Source organism: Sporolactobacillus kofuensis, from assembly GCF_024125425.1.
Lineage (GTDB): Bacteria > Bacillota > Bacilli > Bacillales > Sporolactobacillaceae > Sporolactobacillus > Sporolactobacillus kofuensis.
In genome coordinates, this window is the sequence record NZ_JAMXWN010000019.1 from 25,483 (window position 1) to 41,775 (window position 16,293).

Sequence of the window (16,293 nt, forward strand, 5' to 3'; positions counted from 1 at the left end):
TTAACCTCCTTCCTCGGCTTTTTTCTTAGCTGCTTCTGCTTTCATGTATTCTATCCATGCTAGGCCTTGACCTCGCTTGTTCATTTGATTAATGGCTTGCGTCATTGCATCGACTTGGTCATCATGAAGACCATTCGGAAATACAGTGGCTTCCTCCACAAAATCATTGATCCATGGTGCAATAGATGGATCCGGCAAGTAAACATTACCGGCTTCCACGTCCGGACTCACAGCGGATGCCCGGGCAACCTTACCACCTTCTGGATTCACAGCGATGATGCCGCTGATTTCCGACTGTAACGTCTGAATAACCGCTGATCCATTGGCTTTGTCTTCAATGTACTTGGCGTGTGCCTCTGGATACTTAGCTGTTAAGTTCCTTATTGCTTGAACTGTTGCTGGAAATCCCATTTTGTCACGGACTTGATCGATCAGGTATTTATTTGCTCCAGAACGTCCCCAAACATGGCCAACAACATAGTCATTGTCTGCATTGTCTTTGAATGTACAGTCCCAAGACTCTACAATCTCTTCAAAACTCCCAGGTAGTGACTTATAATAATTCCACCATTTACGATTAAAGATATTGCCACTTTCGGGTGAAGGGCGCTGTTGAAAAAGGGCTGCCCACGTACGCGAGCCAACTTCGACTTTTTTGTTTTTTGCCCATTCCTCGTCGTATCCGAGTTCCGGACACAGAGCCTCTCCCGGCTTACGATTCAACAAATCATCGTTATCCTCTGCAATAGCTGGTAGACGCAGCCTAATCCACTTTCTAGGGCTGTTATTGAGCAGACGACCAATAATGTCATCTTCATGCCAACGTGTCATAATGACGATGACAGATGCCCCTTTGTGCAGACGGGTTGACAAGGTGCTTTCCCATTCGTCCCACACCTTGTCACGAATCGTCTTGCTGTTAGCTTCTTCAGCGTTTTTAAACGGGTCGTCAATAATCATCAGGTCGGCACCTTCACCGGTGATGGATCCTCCAATACCAGTCGACAACATGCCTCCACGATGTTCGGATAGTGACCAGTTATTGCTCGCTGCATTGGCTTGAGATAGTTCCACGCCAAACAGGTCATTGCCAAACTCTACAACCTTCTCACGGTTTCGCCGTCCGAACTTTCGAGCCAACGAATCCGAATACGATGCCACAATCACATGCTTATCTGGATTTTTGGAAACAAAAAAAGACGGAAACGATTCAGTTACCGTCATCGATTTACCATGCCGAGGAGGCATTTCAATCATAATGTACCTTTGTTTGCCGTCTGATATGGGTTGCAACTCTTTACAAATGAGTTCTGTATGCCTGTAGTGCTGATAGTGCCCTCTATGGACAAATTCCACATAGTCTCGATAGGAGCGCCGGCAAAGCTCTTTCTTAGCTAAAGCAGCAATAGCATAGCGCTGATCACTCGTTATCTTCATGGGCGAGTCGCCTCAGTTCATCAATAGATAAGCCAGACAAATCGATGTGGTTGTTCATGCTACCACTATGTTCAACCTCTTGCTTATCCTTCCAAACATCACGCTTTCTATTTTTCAGCCAGAATATTTGCGCGGTGACGTTTGGTTTCTCATACTTTTCAACTTCAACAACATCGCCCTTATTTGTAACAGCATCTTCCATGTAACGAAACCCTAATGCCGATTTAAGCAATGCATTTTCAACCTCTCGGTCAACAACCTCTTTACCTTTTTTTAAGGCCTCCGATAACTCCGAATGTTTCTTCTTCCATTCATACAAAGTGGATGGCACGATGCCCATGTTATGTGCAATTTGTTCATCAGACAGACCGTCACGTGCCCACCCCTGAATTTTTATTAACCCTTCTTCAGTTATCCACTCCTGATATTTTCCTTTAGCCATTTCACGTCACCCACCTCCGGATAACCTTCGTTTGTTTAATCAGAATTCGTAAGCATCCTCAATCAATTTGTCTTTGCCCATCTCCATCAAGCCAACAGCACGAGGATATGGCATCGTATTATTGACATAATGTATCTGGTTGTCGTCGTTCTCCATTACAGCAATGATATTTTTCACTTCACCGCTTTTAACTGCATCCATAATGTTTTGAGCAATCATCAATGGTGTTATCTTATCAGCCTGTGACTTGTCTATGAGCAACTCAGAAAATTTCTTTGCCACGCTACCATCTCCTCAAATAAAGAACGGTTTAGTGTTCTGCCTTCCACCCATTTTTCTTTATGCACCTCAGGAACGGGCACAGCCCTTCCCGATCCAACCACAAACAGCCTTTACATCCATGTTCCGGATCTTTAATCTTCATGCCATGCCCTCCTTTGTGCAAAATAAAAAGGACGCCTAAGCGTCCCAGTCCGTACTTCGTCTACTATCATCATAACAGGATTTTCTTACCACTAGAGCTCAATATTGGTTCATAAATGGTTCAAAAAAGTGTCATTTTCCTTCATATTTTGCTTTCAGCCGTTCATACTGCATACGTTCTTGCTTTTCTTTATCAATTTCTAATTTCTTCATACGTTCATCGCGAAGTTTTTTCTCTCGTTCTTCAAATTCTCGAAGATCAAACCCCTCCTTTTTCATTCGTTCGACCAATCGGCTATTAGTGCTTCTACTCAATCTTTGCAAAACGTTGTACTTGTTCAATACATGAATTGTAGGATCTTCATCTTCTAATTCATCATAATCAAACTCTGCCATCATTATGTGACCATCGTCAGTTGCGATTGTTATTTGATCTGCATACTTGCCTGCATCGATGAAAGTAATTGTTCTTCCGACCATGTTGAATGGATCATTTTCTATTTTCATGCATACTCCCTCACTTCCTGATATTCTTCCATCTTCAGTGACACAGCCATCTTCACAAGAATGATTTTCTTCTTTCTCTTGTACGTCGATGCGCTCATGCCCATATTGATGTAGGTCATCTTATCGTTCCAGTCCGTAGGTGCCATGTACCGTGCGATAATCAATTCTTGTTCTTCCGGAAACAGCTGACTCTTTGCATATTCTACTTTTTCGATGATTTCCTTCCTACGCGCTCTCTCATCCACATTATGAGTGGCGCATGTTTCCGTATCAGAATGAAATCCATTCGTGTAGGACGGCGGTGTGAGACTCCAGGACACGGTAATTTTTGGCTGTCTGATATTTGGTTCCCTTAATCGCATCCATTGGTACTTTTCGAGCAAGGATTCCATTTTGTTCTTTGTCTTTTTTATATCTATCTCTGGAAATAGTTCATAAGCTGTTATCAGTTTCACGGTTATCCCTCCTAATGTGGTAAAATTAGGTATCAGCTACGGTCGGAGGGATCCGATCTTTTTTATTTTCTGTCTGAATCAAAGTAAAACGTTGGTCTATATCCTTTGAAAAATGGTTCTTCACATTCTTCTAAAACTTCGCCATCTGCCATGTAGCCACATGAGGGACATTCATATATTCCTTGATTCCAATGTTCCATTTCTTCACCACAATTAGGACAAATATGATCCATTCTTATCTCTCCTTCGCAATAGTGTCGAATTGCGAATTAATTATTTTTTTCTTTGATATAGAGAATGGTAAAACCATCTTCTTCAAGGTCTTTCTTGACACTTTCCACCGTTCCTATTTCAATCTCTAATCCTCTTGGAATGTCGTTCTTATCAATACCAAAAACACTAATCAATTCCTGTTCACTCCTTTTTTCACATTAGCTGTCAACCGCGCCACTCGTACCCATCACCACTGGATATCAGCACCCCATGCCGCTTACTGTACGGCACCAGTTGCCGTGCTGTCTGCTTGTTTATGCCATCTTCAAATACTGTGATCACTGTCAATAACTCGTTCTCTGACGTCCTGCTGAGGTGTTCAACCACTCTCCGGCTCACAGGTAATCACCTCGTCCAATTCAAAGATTTTCGCTTCAATTCGTGGATCGTCGCTGTAATATTCCTTGGCATTCAGTTCCACAATCTGATTGTCATCTTCCCAAATGATTCCGTTCATGGCGTCGAGTATTAGCTTTATTTTGTTGTCGATATCTGGCTTAACCGTCGGACGAATCATTCCCTTTGATTTGGCTTCTCTCTCCTTCTTGCTAAGGCTCTTTTGCATCTTTCGATAGATTGTAAGATTAACACTGATCGCCCCTGATAACGGCTCCTGATGCGTTAGAAATCGAATGAGTTTTTGCATGTCTTTCTTTTCTTTGGCATTTGGGTTGTAGGTCGTTGTCTTATGTGTAAATTTATTTGTAACAGTTCGTGGACGCCCTTGCCCGTGATAGTCACCGGGGATGGTTAATTCAATCACTGAATCCACTCCTTTTGGCGTAGACGTTCGGGATACATTACCTTTCCGGGTGGTCCATATTTCTTATGGCATTCGTCCAGATCCATAAAGTAAGTTTTAACCTCGCCATTTGCCTTGCTCAGATGCCGTTCAAACGGTCGTTTATTTGTTCTTCTGCCTTCCCCTTTAGGTGTGCTTACTGCTTCTTCTAGTGTCCAGTGCTGCACGATTACACGGTTGCTCACGTTGCTTTGGTTCAGATGATTCTGCTCCATTTGTTTGAGTAGTTCACCGTCTACTAATTTGCCGCGAACATGGAATGGTTTAGGCATCAGTAATTCGCCTCCCACCGTTTGTGGTTCTTCTCATGTTTTGCAAAGTAAGCAACTTCAATTTGATTGTCCGTTATGCCGAGCATGTGACCGAGCTTGATAAACTCTGTAAACAGCGTGATGTATGATGAATAATCTTGGGTGTATGTAAACGCTCCGACTGATTGAAATACCGCGTTCAGCTGCTGCATGATGGTTCGTTCGGTCAATTCGTCCGGATAGACTTCGGTTAAGTGATAGCCGAGCACATTGCCTAAACTCAGGATGAAGTGAATCCCGTCTGAATGTTCCTCAACCATTTTGCTTCGATCAATTAATGAATGTTCTTTCCAGTACTTCCAATGTGGTTGAACCTCTTGAGCAAGCTCACCGACTTCGACAAACAAAGCAAGAATCTGATTTTGTATGATGTCTTCGTGCTTGATGCCTTTCTTCGCAAAGAGGTAACTGTCCAGTTCCTCTTGCTCTTTAAACAAGTTTGTTAGATTCATTGTTTATCACTCTCCTTGAGCCAATCCGCAACGTCAGGATACTCTTTGGCGATTATTTCAATAGCTAATAGAATGCCAGTACGAGTTGCAACGCCAACATCTGACTTAGTTCCGAATGATTTATACGCCTTTTCCATTTCTTCCCTCGGCGACATCGGATTGACGATCTTCTTGCCACTTTGCAGTGCGGCGATCCAATTCTCAATTTGATCAATCGTAATCCGTTCACCGTCACTTGTATCAATGGCGCGATACAAGTTATCTACCATGTCAACTTTGGCATCTATGTCCGTCCATTTATCACGGTCATTCAGTTCTGCCAATGCATCACATGACACTTTATTTTTCAGTCGATACACATCTTCACTCATCGCTCTTGCTCCCTTCCGCGTTCGGATGCATCAAATCTTGTTCCCATGGCAACTGGTCATATTTAACAATTGTTTGCCGCTGTGCCTCCTCAATCTTCTGTTTGATCTCGTCATAGGATTCAGAGCAGTAGATACAGCGTTGATCAAAAGTATGGACTGTGCTTTGAGTATCTGTTTCCTCCAATTCATCTGCTCGAACACTGCAAATCTGATTGATATTTATTAATCTTGTTTGCTTGTCAAGATGTATTTCAATAAATCCCTTCATCCCCATAGCCCCTTTTCTCGTGGCTCTATACGCCGTTTTAAACTCAAATCCATAATGAGTATTCCTAAATCCTTCTGTGGCCTGTGAAAGTGCCCTGATAGACGCATAATGGATGCTCCATCATTCCACATTTTGATAAATTCATTCACCTCTGACTTAGACCATTGAAAATTAATGATTCCGTCATCCAACGCGGTGTAGGTTTCATCACGCTTATTCTTTAACCACGCTGCTTCAATCCTTTTCTTAGCTAGTTCGTCTGATTCGACCATCGCCATGAGCAACACACTCCTCTATTTCCTGCTTTAGATCAGCAAGCCATTTTGCATCGTCACATTCAACTATTGGTCCGTTTCCTGTAACCTGAATGACACCAGGCATTAGGTAGTGGGCTTGGTTCATTGGATCACCCTTTCCTCAACCATCAAAATTCCAACGTACTTGATCTATGGTCTTTCGTATTTTTGAACACAATTTGAACAATGTTCCTACTGAACCTGCTGATTACTTTTCCGTCATACATTTTCTGTAGCTGATCACTTGTTAAATTAGTTGTGATGATCGTTGTCTTATCCTGTCTTGCTGTTGATATTGCTCGGAGAATACGATGCACAAAGTCTGATGCTTGCTTATCTGTGCCAATAGCACCTGTTTCCGCTCCTAAGTCGTCAATCACTAGATAGTCAACATTAGAAAGCAGATCAACGTACTTTTGCTCTGCATCACCTTTATTGATATCTCGATAACTGCCACGGATTTCACGAAGCATGTCATCAAAATCAATGAATAAGCACTGATATCCGGCATGTTCTGGATCGTTACTTTCGTCTACTGCGCGCATCAACCGTGATTTTCCTTTTTCGTTCATGTTACGAAGAATACTCATGGCTAAATGACTTTTTCCTGCTCCGGGTACGCCTGCTAACCATAAGTTCATGGTCTCACCCTGCATTAGTCGCTGAAAACACTTGATTGCTAGGTTTTTGTTATCTTCTTGCTCCTCTTGAGTGGATTCGTAGTTTCCAAATGTGGCATCAAGCAGCGTTTGATCAGGAATCAAACTTCTTTCTTCAAGTACCCCGTATGTTTTTCTTAGGCGCTGCATACGATAGGCATTAAGGGACAACTCGTTGTTCTCTTTTTCTATGATTGCCCGTGCACATTCTGGACAAAATTCTCCGGCAGGTGTGTGCATCATGATGACTGGATGAGGATGTTTGTGGCATACGTTTTGGCTTTTAGAAATCGAAGATTGTATTTTTTCTGGCAAAGTTTCGGTTAGGTCCATCGGTCATCGCTCCCTCATTTAAATAATTCTCAAAGTGGCGATCAGCAAATAACGTTTCAGGCTTCAAATTGTGCTTCATTTTATTATCTTTGAACCACTGAGCCTTTTTTAGATCAATGACATTCTTACAATCAGTAACCGTATAGCCTTCTTTTAATCTTTCAGCTATCTTTCGTTCACGATACTTGCAGCCTTTTGTTTCTGCTGCTATTGGAAGTTTTGAATTTGTTTGTTCGTTAAAATAAGTGATTATTTCTCTAACTTCCTGCATATATTTTTCAGAGAAAGATATTTTATCTTTTCTTTTTTTCTCTTTATCTCTTTCTTTATCTCTTTCTTTATCTCTTTCTTTATCTATATCTATATCTATATCTCTTTCTATATCTGTATCGTCACTCAACGTCACAGTGACGTCACTTTTTGTTTTATCGATCTGCTTTTTCCTTTCCCTATAGGCTTTTTGCCGTTTTCGATGAAGCAATTTTGCTCGTTCCATACCCTCGATATTCTGATAAATGTCCCAATTTTTAATATGAATTGCTCCATCTTCCATAACTTCGATCATTTGGTATCGTTTGAACGTTTCAAGAGCCAACCGAACCGTATTCAAAGGGCGATTGAAGATTGTTGCCATTTCTTCTGTTGTCATTGGAACATTTTCAGTCAGCATAATGAATCCACCGGCATTTGCTCTTCCTGCATAGGCAAGCAATTTCACCCAGACAACTATGATTGTGTCTGCATCTGGCAATGATTCAATCAATCGGATCTTTTCATTGTCAAACATGTCTGTTTTTAATTTGATCCAGGTTATTTCGGACATGAAATCATGCCCCCTCATCCCATTGATCTTTGTAGTAGTTAGCACCGTACCGTTCTTCAAACTTCCGTTGCCATTCATTGATCAATCTTTGGTGCGTCTGCACGTTTTGATGACATATCCAACAGAGCAGCACTCCGTTGGTATACACTCCTCGTCCACCTTGTCCACGTCCTTTCACGTGGTGGATCTGCAAGCCTACATGACTTCCACACATTTGGCATTCATCATTGTCTCGTTCTCTTATTTGATTCCGTACACGGTTGCTGAACTCTGATCTAGCACCCCATGTTGGCTTTAATCTCTTATGCTTCGGTTTTGGCACGGATATCCCCATTGGTTTCACTCCCTCTTTTCACATACAATCCAGTAAGGACGATGTATTCTGATTGGTTTTAAGTCCGGGTCCATCTTTCTGATATAGTTTGCAACTACTTCTTTGAATTGGTCACTTGGTAATGACCAAAAGTTATAAGGAATGCTGATGTGGTATTCCATCAGAATGGAAGATCATCGTCGCTAATATCAATTGGCTTACCATCATTAGCGAATGGATCTTTGCTTTCTGCAGATGGCTGTGTTTCCACTGGTTTTGGATCTTCTTTTTTCTGCTCTGTTTGTGTGCGATTGCTTTCAGCAGTTTTCTTAGAAGCATCGAAAATGATATTGATTGCCTTTTTGATAATCGGATCAGTTCGATCAGTCCCTGCTAACCATTCAAGATAGCTTCTTTCAGAACGGAACAAATCTTTCAAACTTTTACCTTTGTGCTTTCCAAATTTAAGCTGAATATTTCCAGCATCTTCAACCGTCATGTTCTCTGTATGTTCAGCTTGTGCAAACTGTTTCATGTCCTCAATATCTTGAGTGAAGATTTCTGACAGGCTAGCTACGGTCAATGTTGCATCAATCTGAGCACGTTTCTTCGCCATTTTTAGAATCGTGTTGGCAAGGCTATAGGTGTCGTCATTTTCGATACGGTACTTCTTTTGGCCATAATTATTTGTGCGTGACTTTAGTGTTGAAAGGTCTATTCCTGACGGAACATCTTCTTCTTTAACCAGTCGCCAACGGTACTTATCCTCTTTAGAGTTGCAACTTCCTAATCCTTCTGTGATCTTTTGACCACTTTTTAACAGCGTGCACTTGAACGTGAAAGCAAAAATGCCTTTTTCATAGTCCTCAATCTTTTCCACAAGGTCATATTCACTTGTGATGCCAAACAACATGAGGACCTTTTCTGCTCCTGGTTTGAGAAGCGTTGGCTTGCCTGTCCCAGGTATAACGTCATAATCATGACCAGACTTCAATGTGCTTTGGATAACCGTTTGGAGACGCGCAATCTTACTTAATGTTCCTTGGACGGAACCAACGTCAATTTCATCTATGAGTGACAGTGGATTTGCTTGTGGCTGTAATTCTGTTTCTGACATCATACTAATCAATCTCCCCTTCATCTGATTTGTAATGACTTAGTTTTTTGGAGATAAGCACCCTTGACGTTCTTTCCTTCAGACGTTTTTAAAAGTGCCGTCAAACCGCTCTTATCAATCGTTTCCACAGTTTTGATAAATTGTACTGGTATCATATTTTCATCTGTTATAACAGCGTGCGGAGCGTTAAATCGTGTGCTTACCGTGAATTTATGGCCCTTAACTTTTTGAATGTTTGCTTTTTCAAGTGACTCAAGAAGATGTTGTTTTAATCTCTTCACATTGTTTTCATAGGCTTGTTTTCGTTTGGTTAACCGATCAATTTCTGACTTCAATCCGGTCACATCTTTCTCGATTTCCTTTATGACAGCCGCTGTTGATTCTGCTTTAACTTCAATCGCATCATGGATACTTTCTAAAGTGTCGGATAAAAGATCGCTATCAACGTCTTCAGCAATGTCTAGAAGCTGTCTGTATTTGTCAGTCAAATCGTACATCGTAGGCAATTTGATTAACCCCTTTCGCCCATGCTATAATGGGAACATAGTTTAATTTGATTTGTACAAGACCTCCACCCTCACGCGGTGGTCTTTTTGCTTTCCTGAAATGCTTCAATGAATGTTTCATAGCTTCTTGAATCCCGAAACTTGAATACCGGTCGTCCTCTACCGTCATAGCCAATACTTCCACCGTGTTCGACCAATAATCTCTGTGCTGTCATGTCTTGCATGAATGGATAGTTACGCATCTTGTTTCCTCCTCACGTGTGATTGATTTCATCCTGCATTTCTTCCAACACCGCGTCCATCTCGTTCAGCTTGTCCTGCAACAAATCACGTTCTGCACGCTTGTTCTCAAACTCTTCAACCAAACATGATTTGCTCTTTGGCTCAGGATCTCTAAATCTGCTTAGTAGCATATCTATCCTCCTTCCTGGTGTCCTCATACCCACCGCCAGACGTACCGGGGAGTTAGCACGCCTGGCGCTAGGTATGAGTGAGTAAAACCGATACCTGCGCATAAACAAATATGTGATTGGCGAAATAGCGATTAAGAAGAAAGGAGACTGTTCACCTCTTTTCATTTTTTATTTGACTTTCACGCCTATCAGGAAGATGTAGGGGGTTATTCCACTCCTTCTATTGATTTAGCGTGTGGCTGCCATCTTCAGTACCGTGACACCACTCACGGTAGACACCGGATGAACCGGTGTTTCGGCTTGTCGAGGAGGAAGTAACCTCAACGATCTGACCTTGCTGTTTGTTTTTGTTGGTGGTATCTGAAAACGGAACACGCCATATGTGTGACTTTCGAGAAAAAGTACATGTTTGAATTTTTCATAGCTTTTCAGCCAATCATCATAATCAATCAATCGATGACCTCCCTTGTCCATTCCATCTCCATGCGGTAAAATAGACGTATATTCTAATGATTGATAAGCATTTAACAGATCCTCATTGCCGTGAGGATTTTCTTTTTTCCCACCATTCATCTGCGAACGCGTAAATCGTAAGTACAACCATCGCTCCGACAATCGCCATCCATGCTCCTACGGTCAGCCCCATGGGAACGTACCTCTGAACTCAACAACCTTCACCGACTTTAGCCGTTGCAAAAGCTCTACATACTGTTTAGTAGTCATGACTACATCATCAAGTTCCTTGTTGTAAGCCATTTGCTTGATTGATTTAAGGCTTTTCAGCATGTCACTTTCATGCTCAATTGCGTCATCAATATTTCCAAGAGCAAGGTCTAATTCAATTCGATGCTGCAGGATAGCGATGCAATCTAATTCTTTTTTCAACATCTGTTGATCGTTCAGACGGACCTTTGCTTTGGCTTGCTCAGTGAATGTGTTCATTCGCTTTCCTCCTCACGCTGGTTTTTTGATTCATGTTCCTTTGCCATCCGTTTCCCATCTAGGCCAAAAGTTTCTTCGATCTTCCCTTGATTGACTAAAAGCCACTCCAGAGCATCACGATTTTCATGCCATAGCCGAACACCGACTTCTTTTTTGACTTTTTTACCGAACATTGGGACTTTTGAGAAGAAATCCATAAGTTCTGATGTCTCCTTCATCACGCGTTCTTTTATTGCTGCAGGGTCTAAGCTGAATCGTGGTCCATCATTCAGTACATTAGGAACAAAACCAGCTGTCCGTTCTTCTCCGACTTCCAAGGCTAGTGTCCAATCTAGATTAGAAATATTGGCATCGTAGGAAGCTGGAAACTCATACAATCCTCTTTCTGCCTTTGAAATTAACGCCCGATCAACAGGAATTTGTTCAGCTATTTGGCGTTGACTAAGATTTGATTTAAGCCGGTAGTCAAGCATCTTTTCACCAATCGACATTTGATCCACCTCCCTTCTTCACAACACACATATTTAGTTGTGAATCGGTTTCATGGTTTAATAGAATAGTAGTCAGATAAGGCTACACGGTTATCGGTTATCCCTTACTTGCCGGATCTGGTAAATCCGGCTTTTTTAAATAACACTTTGCAATTCCTGATGTTCTTTCCATTCATCAAGTGAAGATTTAGAAAAACGGACATTGCGACCGATACGCCAGTGTGGTATTTCTCCTCGTCGTGCCATGCGGTAAATTGTTTCTTTGTGGCACCCGATATAATCAGCAGCTTCTTGGGCTGTCATTCGTTCTGAATCATGCATTTTGATCACCTTCAAACGTCATAAGTCCATTTTTCAATGCGTATTCAGTTGGTTGGCCCTGCTCGTTTATCATGTTGTATTCAACCATTTTTTCGAATACTTCATCTTTGTTCATTTCAATGCCTGATTTTTTAAGATTGGAAATGAATTGATCTATATTTTCCGGATAGTTTCTCGTCATTTTGCCATCTCCTTCGGCACCGATACACCAAACTTAATGGCGAATTCCTTGACGACAGCTACATAAATTTCAATAAGGCGTTTGTCATCGGCAATAACATCAAGTTTGCTGAGATTGTCTCTTTTCGACTTATTGACACCTTCATCAGCCATACGACGACGTTTGTTTGTGAGCCGAGTTTCAAGGTTGAATCCACCACGACGTTCAACTTCTTTGTAAATGTCATGACGAACTGTTTGATGAGCTTCAAAGCCTCCAAGATTGCGAGCCATTCGGTTTATTAGATTAGTAGAGTCCTTTCGCCATTGAATTGAATTGAGAGCGACGACATTCTTGATTCCATCAACCTTTATAGCAAGTTCATTTGTTCGGAGTTCGTTATTTGCAACGGCTTTAAAAAGGTTTCCGAACATCTGCATTTCTGGACTTAAATTTTTAAAGTTGTTTTTAACAATCTCTGATTTTCCTGTTCTAAGATTTTCAAGAAGTTCATAAACCCAGTCGTAAAATTCATCAGCTTTTGGTTGACGACTCCAACGGCAAATTTCATAAATACCTTTAGCGGAATAAACCGTTGTTTCATATGCTTTCCCATCAGTTCCCCTCAGAACGAGGGTATCTGAAAACTTGTCTAATCTGTTTTGATGTTTGGAATGGATGTTATCAATTGCTTTTTGTGGTTCTGAATATTCAAGTGCTTCACCAATTTGTTTTCTTGTCATTACAAAATCTCTTTCAGTTTCGTAAATGTCGCAAGTAATAGCTCCAAACTTTGTTGACTTAATGAGATCAGCCATTATATCGCCTCCTGTTTATAATTCTTTGTATCTAAGAACTTTTCATCAAAAAAATATGCCGTTGGTACTTTAAGCGCCTGACAAATCTTTTCGTATTCATCAATTTTTATAGCCTGTTGGTTGGTCATCATTCTTGAAAACTTAGAATCATCAATATTTGAACGATCAGCGACGAATCCAAATTTCAAACCGTTTTCTTCGATGAATTGGCGAATACGATTATTGATTTTCATTGTATCACCTCCGTGTTCTTAATTTCTAAGAACTCTATATACATAATATAATTCTTATTATCTAAGATGTCAACATTATATTCTAATTTTCTAGGAATATTTTCTTTAATGCTAGGAAAATGGATATAATCTAAGAAATGAGGTGAGACAAATGTCTGTTCTATCTGATAGATTAAAAGAATCAAGGGAAAGAAAGAATTTAAAACAAACACAGGTTAAAGAAAGAACAAATATCAACAATAAAACGCTGAGTGGATATGAAAATGGCGTTAGCATTCCTGATCCAGATACATTGATGAAACTTGCAGATTTATATGATGTTTCCGTTGATTATTTATATGGAAGGACAGACAAACGTCATTATTATGATCTCACCAAAAAAGACGAAAAAGACATCGCCAAAGACATGGAAAATCTGGTTAATGAATTAAACAGCGATAGTGCCCTTGCCTTCGATGGTGAACCAATGGATGAAGAAACAAAGCGCCTTGTCGCACAAGCCATTGAATCTAATCTTCGAATGGCAAAACAAATAGCAAAAAAGAAATTCACCCCTAAAAAGTATCGTAACGAGGAGTGATCTTCTTGGATTATGTCTCTCGATGTGTAAAGGATACTGTCACAACGTACAAAACTAGCAATCCGTTTGAGATTGCTAGTCAAAAAGGAATTATCATTACCGAGTCACCACTTGGTGAAACACTCGGATTTTACATGATGAGACGAAGAACGCAATTTATCACTCTCAACTCAGATATGAACCACCACATTAAACGCTTCGTCTGCGCCCATGAGCTCGGGCATGCAATTGAATACCCCTTATGCAATACATCATTTCTTAGAAAAACTACACTTACATCAATCAATAAAATTGAAGTACAAGCAAATAAGTTCGCAACCCTATTATTGGCTTTTAATCACAACTTTGAACCATGGATGACAAAACGCCATTTTTTACAATTATGTGGTATCCCAATTGAAATGGAACGGTTTATTTGAAGTTGATTAAAAAAGTGATTATGAAATAAACGTTTGTTTCTCCAACAATGGAGTTACATATATAAAATGTTTTAAGGGGAGAAGTTATAATGGCAAAAGAAAAAGTAAAGAAACCAATTTTTAAACGTTGGTGGTTTTGGGTACTAGTTGTTATCATTGTTATATCAATTGGTGCAAATATGGGTGGAAATGACGAATCATCAAAGGGAACTAGTCAAAAAACATCGGCCGACAATGCCAAAAAAGACACTCCAAAAAAGGAAACTTCTAAAAAGGAATCAAAGCCAGCAAAGAAAGAGAAAAAATCATATGGCATTGGTGACAAAATAAAAGTCGGAGATATGGAATATACCATTTTGAGCAAAAAGACAGCAACACAAGTTGGACCTTCTGCTCTTCCTGATAAAGCTAACGGTAAATTTATAGTAATTGAATTATCACTAAAAAATAATGGTAATGAGAAAGTAACTGTTGATTCAAGTTTCTTCAAATTGAAACGTGGATCAAAGACATATGAAGCCGCTGCTGATGCTAGTATGTCAGCAAATCAGGGTGAAGACGGAAATATTGATAATAGTTTTTTCATGCAGGATCTTAACCCAGATTCTGAAATGAAAGGAAAAGTTGTGTTTGATGTTGCTCCAGAAGTTGCTAATGCAAAAGACCTTGTTCTCCAAGTACAGACTGGATCATGGGGAACACAAACTGGAAACGTTAATTTGAAATAATAAACAAAAATTTTATTAGCCGCTCATGCGGCTTTTCTTTCACACTTTAAAAGAACATATATTCGTAAAACAGGAGGTACTATTTATGTCCTACGTTGAACCTCGTGGTAAAGGAAAATTTAGATTAAACGTCACGATTGGTACAGATGAAAAAGGCTATGCCATCCGTGAACGAAAAACAGTAACAGCCAAGAACATAACAGAAGCACGAAAAATTCTTTCTGATTTTGAAGCAGAAGTCAATTCAGGACATTATCTCAAGCCAACAGACATCACGTTAAAACAATTCCATCCTAAATGGAAAGAATATATTGAAGGCGCTCAAACTCCGGCAACACGGGCAAGTAATGAACAAATTATGGACAACCGTATTCTTCCTAAATACGGTCATATGAAGTTGTCTACAATTAAACCGATGCATATTTTCAACTTCGTGAATGAATTGAAAAAAGATGGCCGACGCATGGATAAGAAAAAAGGAAAACTCAGTGCTTCTACAGTGCGCAACTGCTACAAAACATTTCATAGCATTTTGCAATGTGCTGTTAACCTGGGAGTGATTAAGGAAAACCCTGCTGATGGCGTTAAACCTCCGAAACTTGGCAAGAGCCAAACGGACGTGTATTCAAAAGAAGAAATTATCGCTATGATTGAAGCGCTTGAACACGTACAGCAAAGATGGAAACTATTAATCATGATCGCCTTCACAGTCGGTGCACGTGAGGGTGAAATTTCTGCGCTTGAGTGGAAACATATTGACACAAAAAATCACACGATCCGTATTGAGCAATCACTATCTGATGAGTTTGGATTGTCCCTTAAAAATACAACAAAGACAGATCGTGATCGAATAGTTAAGATGCCAACAGCCCTCTCTGATCTGTTCGACGAATATCATAAACGCAAAACTAAAGTAAAGAACATCGTCCCCTATGACATTGGCGACGGAAAAGTGCATCTGTTTATCTTCTCTGATCTATATGGAAAACCGATAAGACCAGACAGTATTTCACAATGGTGGCGTCGTTTTACCAAAAAATATAAATTGCGCCATATACGGTTCCATGATCTGCGCCATACATCAGCAACCTTCCTGATTAACGAAAATGTTCAATCAAAAATTATCAGCAGCCGTTTGGGGCATTCAAACATTCAAACAACCATGAATGTATATGGTCACTTTCTTGAAGAAGCAGATGAAGGCGCAGTCGAGCATTTTGATCAGTTCCTTCAAGAGAAAAAAGCAAAAGGAAAGCAATAATGGTTTGGGGCAATTTTTGGGGCAGAATTTGAGTATTGTTTAATTTTTATAGTGTTACATGAGTATTTCCATAAATAAAAAGAGTGCTTAAAAATATAGTCTGTGTGTCACGTGTTGTCATGGATATTTACAGTTTTCA

The 16,293-nt window shown here is 40.3% G+C and carries 31 protein-coding genes and 1 other RNA gene; 4 read left to right on the plus strand and 28 right to left on the minus strand.

Features of this window, described 5'->3' with window-relative positions:
- The 28 genes from terL to NIE32_RS13115 all read right to left on the minus strand — a co-directional run bounded on the left by terL (position 1) and on the right by NIE32_RS13115 (position 13,166).
- Positions 1-1,437, minus strand: coding sequence for a phage terminase large subunit (terL, locus tag NIE32_RS12980; protein ID WP_253077325.1), 1,437 nt, complete (start codon positions 1,435-1,437; stop codon positions 1-3).
- Positions 1,421-1,879 carry a transposase gene (locus NIE32_RS12985; RefSeq protein WP_253077326.1) on the minus strand — a complete coding sequence of 153 codons (459 nt, stop codon included), beginning with the start codon at positions 1,877-1,879 and terminating at the stop codon, positions 1,421-1,423. Before NIE32_RS12985 ends, terL begins: the two co-directional genes overlap by 17 nt.
- Positions 1,880-1,918: 39 nt before the next feature.
- On the minus strand, positions 1,919-2,161 hold the full coding sequence (locus NIE32_RS12990; protein ID WP_253077327.1) for a hypothetical protein: 243 nt from the start codon (positions 2,159-2,161) through the stop codon (positions 1,919-1,921).
- Between the two features lie 273 nt (positions 2,162-2,434).
- The gene (locus tag NIE32_RS12995) at positions 2,435-2,809 is read right to left on the minus strand and encodes a hypothetical protein (RefSeq protein ID WP_253077328.1); all 375 of its coding nucleotides are present in this window, start codon (positions 2,807-2,809) and stop codon (positions 2,435-2,437) included.
- Complete coding sequence (locus NIE32_RS13000) at positions 2,806-3,264, minus strand: ArpU family phage packaging/lysis transcriptional regulator (protein WP_253077329.1); 459 nt, start codon at positions 3,262-3,264, stop codon at positions 2,806-2,808. Before NIE32_RS13000 ends, NIE32_RS12995 begins: the two co-directional genes overlap by 4 nt.
- A gap of 62 nt (positions 3,265-3,326) precedes the next feature.
- The gene (locus NIE32_RS13005; protein WP_253077330.1) at positions 3,327-3,497 is read right to left on the minus strand and encodes a hypothetical protein; all 171 of its coding nucleotides are present in this window, start codon (positions 3,495-3,497) and stop codon (positions 3,327-3,329) included.
- A gap of 36 nt (positions 3,498-3,533) precedes the next feature.
- A complete protein-coding gene (locus NIE32_RS13010; RefSeq protein WP_253077331.1) occupies positions 3,534-3,671 on the minus strand; it encodes a hypothetical protein in 138 nt (45 codons plus the stop codon).
- A 31-nt stretch (positions 3,672-3,702) separates the two neighbouring features.
- Positions 3,703-3,876, minus strand: a complete 174-nt coding sequence (locus tag NIE32_RS13015) for a hypothetical protein (protein ID WP_253077332.1) — start codon at positions 3,874-3,876, stop codon at positions 3,703-3,705.
- The gene (locus NIE32_RS13020; RefSeq protein WP_253077333.1) at positions 3,857-4,300 is read right to left on the minus strand and encodes a RusA family crossover junction endodeoxyribonuclease; all 444 of its coding nucleotides are present in this window, start codon (positions 4,298-4,300) and stop codon (positions 3,857-3,859) included. The genes NIE32_RS13015 and NIE32_RS13020 overlap by 20 nt, the downstream gene beginning before the upstream one ends.
- Positions 4,297-4,611, minus strand: a complete 315-nt coding sequence (locus tag NIE32_RS13025; RefSeq protein ID WP_253077334.1) for a hypothetical protein — start codon at positions 4,609-4,611, stop codon at positions 4,297-4,299. The genes NIE32_RS13020 and NIE32_RS13025 overlap by 4 nt, the downstream gene beginning before the upstream one ends.
- Positions 4,611-5,102 carry a dUTP diphosphatase gene (locus NIE32_RS13030; RefSeq protein ID WP_253077335.1) on the minus strand — a complete coding sequence of 164 codons (492 nt, stop codon included), beginning with the start codon at positions 5,100-5,102 and terminating at the stop codon, positions 4,611-4,613. The genes NIE32_RS13025 and NIE32_RS13030 overlap by 1 nt, the downstream gene beginning before the upstream one ends.
- Positions 5,099-5,473 (minus strand): hypothetical protein, encoded by a 375-nt coding sequence (locus NIE32_RS13035; protein ID WP_253077336.1) that lies wholly within the window; start codon positions 5,471-5,473, stop codon positions 5,099-5,101. The genes NIE32_RS13030 and NIE32_RS13035 overlap by 4 nt, the downstream gene beginning before the upstream one ends.
- The gene (locus NIE32_RS13040; protein ID WP_253077337.1) at positions 5,466-5,741 is read right to left on the minus strand and encodes a hypothetical protein; all 276 of its coding nucleotides are present in this window, start codon (positions 5,739-5,741) and stop codon (positions 5,466-5,468) included. Before NIE32_RS13040 ends, NIE32_RS13035 begins: the two co-directional genes overlap by 8 nt.
- Positions 5,738-6,019, minus strand: coding sequence for a hypothetical protein (locus tag NIE32_RS13045; RefSeq protein WP_253077338.1), 282 nt, complete (start codon positions 6,017-6,019; stop codon positions 5,738-5,740). Before NIE32_RS13045 ends, NIE32_RS13040 begins: the two co-directional genes overlap by 4 nt.
- Positions 6,020-6,165: 146 nt before the next feature.
- A complete protein-coding gene (locus NIE32_RS13050; protein WP_253077339.1) occupies positions 6,166-7,029 on the minus strand; it encodes an ATP-binding protein in 864 nt (287 codons plus the stop codon).
- Entirely contained in the window at positions 6,980-7,852 is an 873-nt protein-coding gene (locus NIE32_RS13055) for a phage replisome organizer N-terminal domain-containing protein (protein WP_253077340.1), read from the minus strand. The genes NIE32_RS13050 and NIE32_RS13055 overlap by 50 nt, the downstream gene beginning before the upstream one ends.
- Positions 7,853-7,856: 4 nt before the next feature.
- Complete coding sequence (locus NIE32_RS13060; protein WP_253077341.1) at positions 7,857-8,186, minus strand: HNH endonuclease; 330 nt, start codon at positions 8,184-8,186, stop codon at positions 7,857-7,859.
- 160 nt (positions 8,187-8,346) lie between these two features.
- Positions 8,347-9,285 (minus strand): exodeoxyribonuclease X C-terminal domain-containing protein, encoded by a 939-nt coding sequence (locus NIE32_RS14395; RefSeq protein WP_381450822.1) that lies wholly within the window; start codon positions 9,283-9,285, stop codon positions 8,347-8,349.
- 17 nt (positions 9,286-9,302) lie between these two features.
- Positions 9,303-9,779: a siphovirus Gp157 family protein gene (locus tag NIE32_RS13070; protein ID WP_253077355.1), complete on the minus strand. Its 477-nt coding sequence runs from the start codon at positions 9,777-9,779 to the stop codon at positions 9,303-9,305.
- 80 nt (positions 9,780-9,859) lie between these two features.
- Complete coding sequence (locus NIE32_RS13075) at positions 9,860-10,030, minus strand: YjzJ family protein (protein WP_253077342.1); 171 nt, start codon at positions 10,028-10,030, stop codon at positions 9,860-9,862.
- Between the two features lie 12 nt (positions 10,031-10,042).
- Positions 10,043-10,201: a hypothetical protein gene (locus tag NIE32_RS13080; protein WP_253077343.1), complete on the minus strand. Its 159-nt coding sequence runs from the start codon at positions 10,199-10,201 to the stop codon at positions 10,043-10,045.
- Between the two features lie 233 nt (positions 10,202-10,434).
- Positions 10,435-10,502, minus strand: an RNA gene (locus NIE32_RS13085) — hammerhead ribozyme type II.
- 335 nt (positions 10,503-10,837) lie between these two features.
- Positions 10,838-11,143, minus strand: a complete 306-nt coding sequence (locus NIE32_RS13090) for a hypothetical protein (RefSeq protein ID WP_253077344.1) — start codon at positions 11,141-11,143, stop codon at positions 10,838-10,840.
- Positions 11,140-11,634, minus strand: coding sequence for a helix-turn-helix domain-containing protein (locus NIE32_RS13095; RefSeq protein ID WP_253077345.1), 495 nt, complete (start codon positions 11,632-11,634; stop codon positions 11,140-11,142). Before NIE32_RS13095 ends, NIE32_RS13090 begins: the two co-directional genes overlap by 4 nt.
- A 135-nt stretch (positions 11,635-11,769) precedes the next feature.
- Entirely contained in the window at positions 11,770-11,955 is a 186-nt protein-coding gene (locus NIE32_RS13100; RefSeq protein ID WP_253077346.1) for a helix-turn-helix domain-containing protein, read from the minus strand.
- Positions 11,948-12,136: a hypothetical protein gene (locus NIE32_RS13105; RefSeq protein ID WP_253077347.1), complete on the minus strand. Its 189-nt coding sequence runs from the start codon at positions 12,134-12,136 to the stop codon at positions 11,948-11,950. The genes NIE32_RS13100 and NIE32_RS13105 overlap by 8 nt, the downstream gene beginning before the upstream one ends.
- On the minus strand, positions 12,133-12,933 hold the full coding sequence (locus NIE32_RS13110) for a BRO family protein (RefSeq protein ID WP_253077348.1): 801 nt from the start codon (positions 12,931-12,933) through the stop codon (positions 12,133-12,135). The genes NIE32_RS13105 and NIE32_RS13110 overlap by 4 nt, the downstream gene beginning before the upstream one ends.
- A complete protein-coding gene (locus tag NIE32_RS13115; protein ID WP_253077349.1) occupies positions 12,933-13,166 on the minus strand; it encodes a helix-turn-helix domain-containing protein in 234 nt (77 codons plus the stop codon). Before NIE32_RS13115 ends, NIE32_RS13110 begins: the two co-directional genes overlap by 1 nt.
- A gap of 151 nt (positions 13,167-13,317) precedes the next feature.
- Between NIE32_RS13115 and NIE32_RS13120 the strand changes: the two genes are divergently transcribed.
- The 4 genes from NIE32_RS13120 (at position 13,318) to NIE32_RS13135 (ending at position 16,154) form a co-directional block, all read left to right on the plus strand.
- Positions 13,318-13,746, plus strand: a complete 429-nt coding sequence (locus tag NIE32_RS13120) for a helix-turn-helix domain-containing protein (protein ID WP_253077350.1) — start codon at positions 13,318-13,320, stop codon at positions 13,744-13,746.
- A gap of 5 nt (positions 13,747-13,751) precedes the next feature.
- Complete coding sequence (locus NIE32_RS13125) at positions 13,752-14,165, plus strand: ImmA/IrrE family metallo-endopeptidase (protein ID WP_253077351.1); 414 nt, start codon at positions 13,752-13,754, stop codon at positions 14,163-14,165.
- An 89-nt stretch (positions 14,166-14,254) separates the two neighbouring features.
- Entirely contained in the window at positions 14,255-14,893 is a 639-nt protein-coding gene (locus NIE32_RS13130) for a DUF4352 domain-containing protein (protein ID WP_253077352.1), read from the plus strand.
- 85 nt (positions 14,894-14,978) lie between these two features.
- Positions 14,979-16,154: a tyrosine-type recombinase/integrase gene (locus NIE32_RS13135; protein WP_253077353.1), complete on the plus strand. Its 1,176-nt coding sequence runs from the start codon at positions 14,979-14,981 to the stop codon at positions 16,152-16,154.
- The last annotated feature ends 139 nt before the right edge of the window (positions 16,155-16,293 follow it).

Bases quoted from the DNA above. Each gene is read 5' to 3' on its own strand.
- NIE32_RS12995 (WP_253077328.1), bottom strand. From the start codon at position 2,809: ATGAAAATAGAAAATGATCCATTCAACATGGTCGGAAGAACAATTACT.
- NIE32_RS13070 (WP_253077355.1), bottom strand. From the start codon at position 9,779: ATGTACGATTTGACTGACAAATACAGACAGCTTCTAGACATTGCTGAA.
- NIE32_RS13080 (WP_253077343.1), bottom strand. From the start codon at position 10,201: ATGCTACTAAGCAGATTTAGAGATCCTGAGCCAAAGAGCAAATCATGT.
- NIE32_RS14395 (WP_381450822.1), bottom strand. From the start codon at position 9,285: ATGATGTCAGAAACAGAATTACAGCCACAAGCAAATCCACTGTCACTC.
- NIE32_RS13040 (WP_253077337.1), bottom strand. From the start codon at position 5,741: ATGAAGGGATTTATTGAAATACATCTTGACAAGCAAACAAGATTAATA.
- NIE32_RS13115 (WP_253077349.1), bottom strand. From the start codon at position 13,166: ATGAAAATCAATAATCGTATTCGCCAATTCATCGAAGAAAACGGTTTG.
- NIE32_RS13035 (WP_253077336.1), bottom strand. From the start codon at position 5,473: ATGAGTGAAGATGTGTATCGACTGAAAAATAAAGTGTCATGTGATGCA.
- NIE32_RS13055 (WP_253077340.1), bottom strand. From the start codon at position 7,852: ATGTCCGAAATAACCTGGATCAAATTAAAAACAGACATGTTTGACAAT.
- NIE32_RS13100 (WP_253077346.1), bottom strand. From the start codon at position 11,955: ATGCATGATTCAGAACGAATGACAGCCCAAGAAGCTGCTGATTATATC.
- NIE32_RS13095 (WP_253077345.1), bottom strand. From the start codon at position 11,634: ATGTCGATTGGTGAAAAGATGCTTGACTACCGGCTTAAATCAAATCTT.
- NIE32_RS13005 (WP_253077330.1), bottom strand. From the start codon at position 3,497: ATGGATCATATTTGTCCTAATTGTGGTGAAGAAATGGAACATTGGAAT.
- NIE32_RS13120 (WP_253077350.1), top strand. From the start codon at position 13,318: ATGTCTGTTCTATCTGATAGATTAAAAGAATCAAGGGAAAGAAAGAAT.
- NIE32_RS13060 (WP_253077341.1), bottom strand. From the start codon at position 8,186: ATGGGGATATCCGTGCCAAAACCGAAGCATAAGAGATTAAAGCCAACA.
- NIE32_RS13135 (WP_253077353.1), top strand. From the start codon at position 14,979: ATGTCCTACGTTGAACCTCGTGGTAAAGGAAAATTTAGATTAAACGTC.
- NIE32_RS13045 (WP_253077338.1), bottom strand. From the start codon at position 6,019: ATGGCGATGGTCGAATCAGACGAACTAGCTAAGAAAAGGATTGAAGCA.
- NIE32_RS12985 (WP_253077326.1), bottom strand. From the start codon at position 1,879: ATGGCTAAAGGAAAATATCAGGAGTGGATAACTGAAGAAGGGTTAATA.
- NIE32_RS13030 (WP_253077335.1), bottom strand. From the start codon at position 5,102: ATGAATCTAACAAACTTGTTTAAAGAGCAAGAGGAACTGGACAGTTAC.
- terL (WP_253077325.1), bottom strand. From the start codon at position 1,437: ATGAAGATAACGAGTGATCAGCGCTATGCTATTGCTGCTTTAGCTAAG.
- NIE32_RS13105 (WP_253077347.1), bottom strand. From the start codon at position 12,136: ATGACGAGAAACTATCCGGAAAATATAGATCAATTCATTTCCAATCTT.
- NIE32_RS13090 (WP_253077344.1), bottom strand. From the start codon at position 11,143: ATGAACACATTCACTGAGCAAGCCAAAGCAAAGGTCCGTCTGAACGAT.
- NIE32_RS13025 (WP_253077334.1), bottom strand. From the start codon at position 4,611: ATGCCTAAACCATTCCATGTTCGCGGCAAATTAGTAGACGGTGAACTA.
- NIE32_RS13110 (WP_253077348.1), bottom strand. From the start codon at position 12,933: ATGGCTGATCTCATTAAGTCAACAAAGTTTGGAGCTATTACTTGCGAC.
- NIE32_RS13075 (WP_253077342.1), bottom strand. From the start codon at position 10,030: ATGCGTAACTATCCATTCATGCAAGACATGACAGCACAGAGATTATTG.
- NIE32_RS13050 (WP_253077339.1), bottom strand. From the start codon at position 7,029: ATGGACCTAACCGAAACTTTGCCAGAAAAAATACAATCTTCGATTTCT.
- NIE32_RS13130 (WP_253077352.1), top strand. From the start codon at position 14,255: ATGGCAAAAGAAAAAGTAAAGAAACCAATTTTTAAACGTTGGTGGTTT.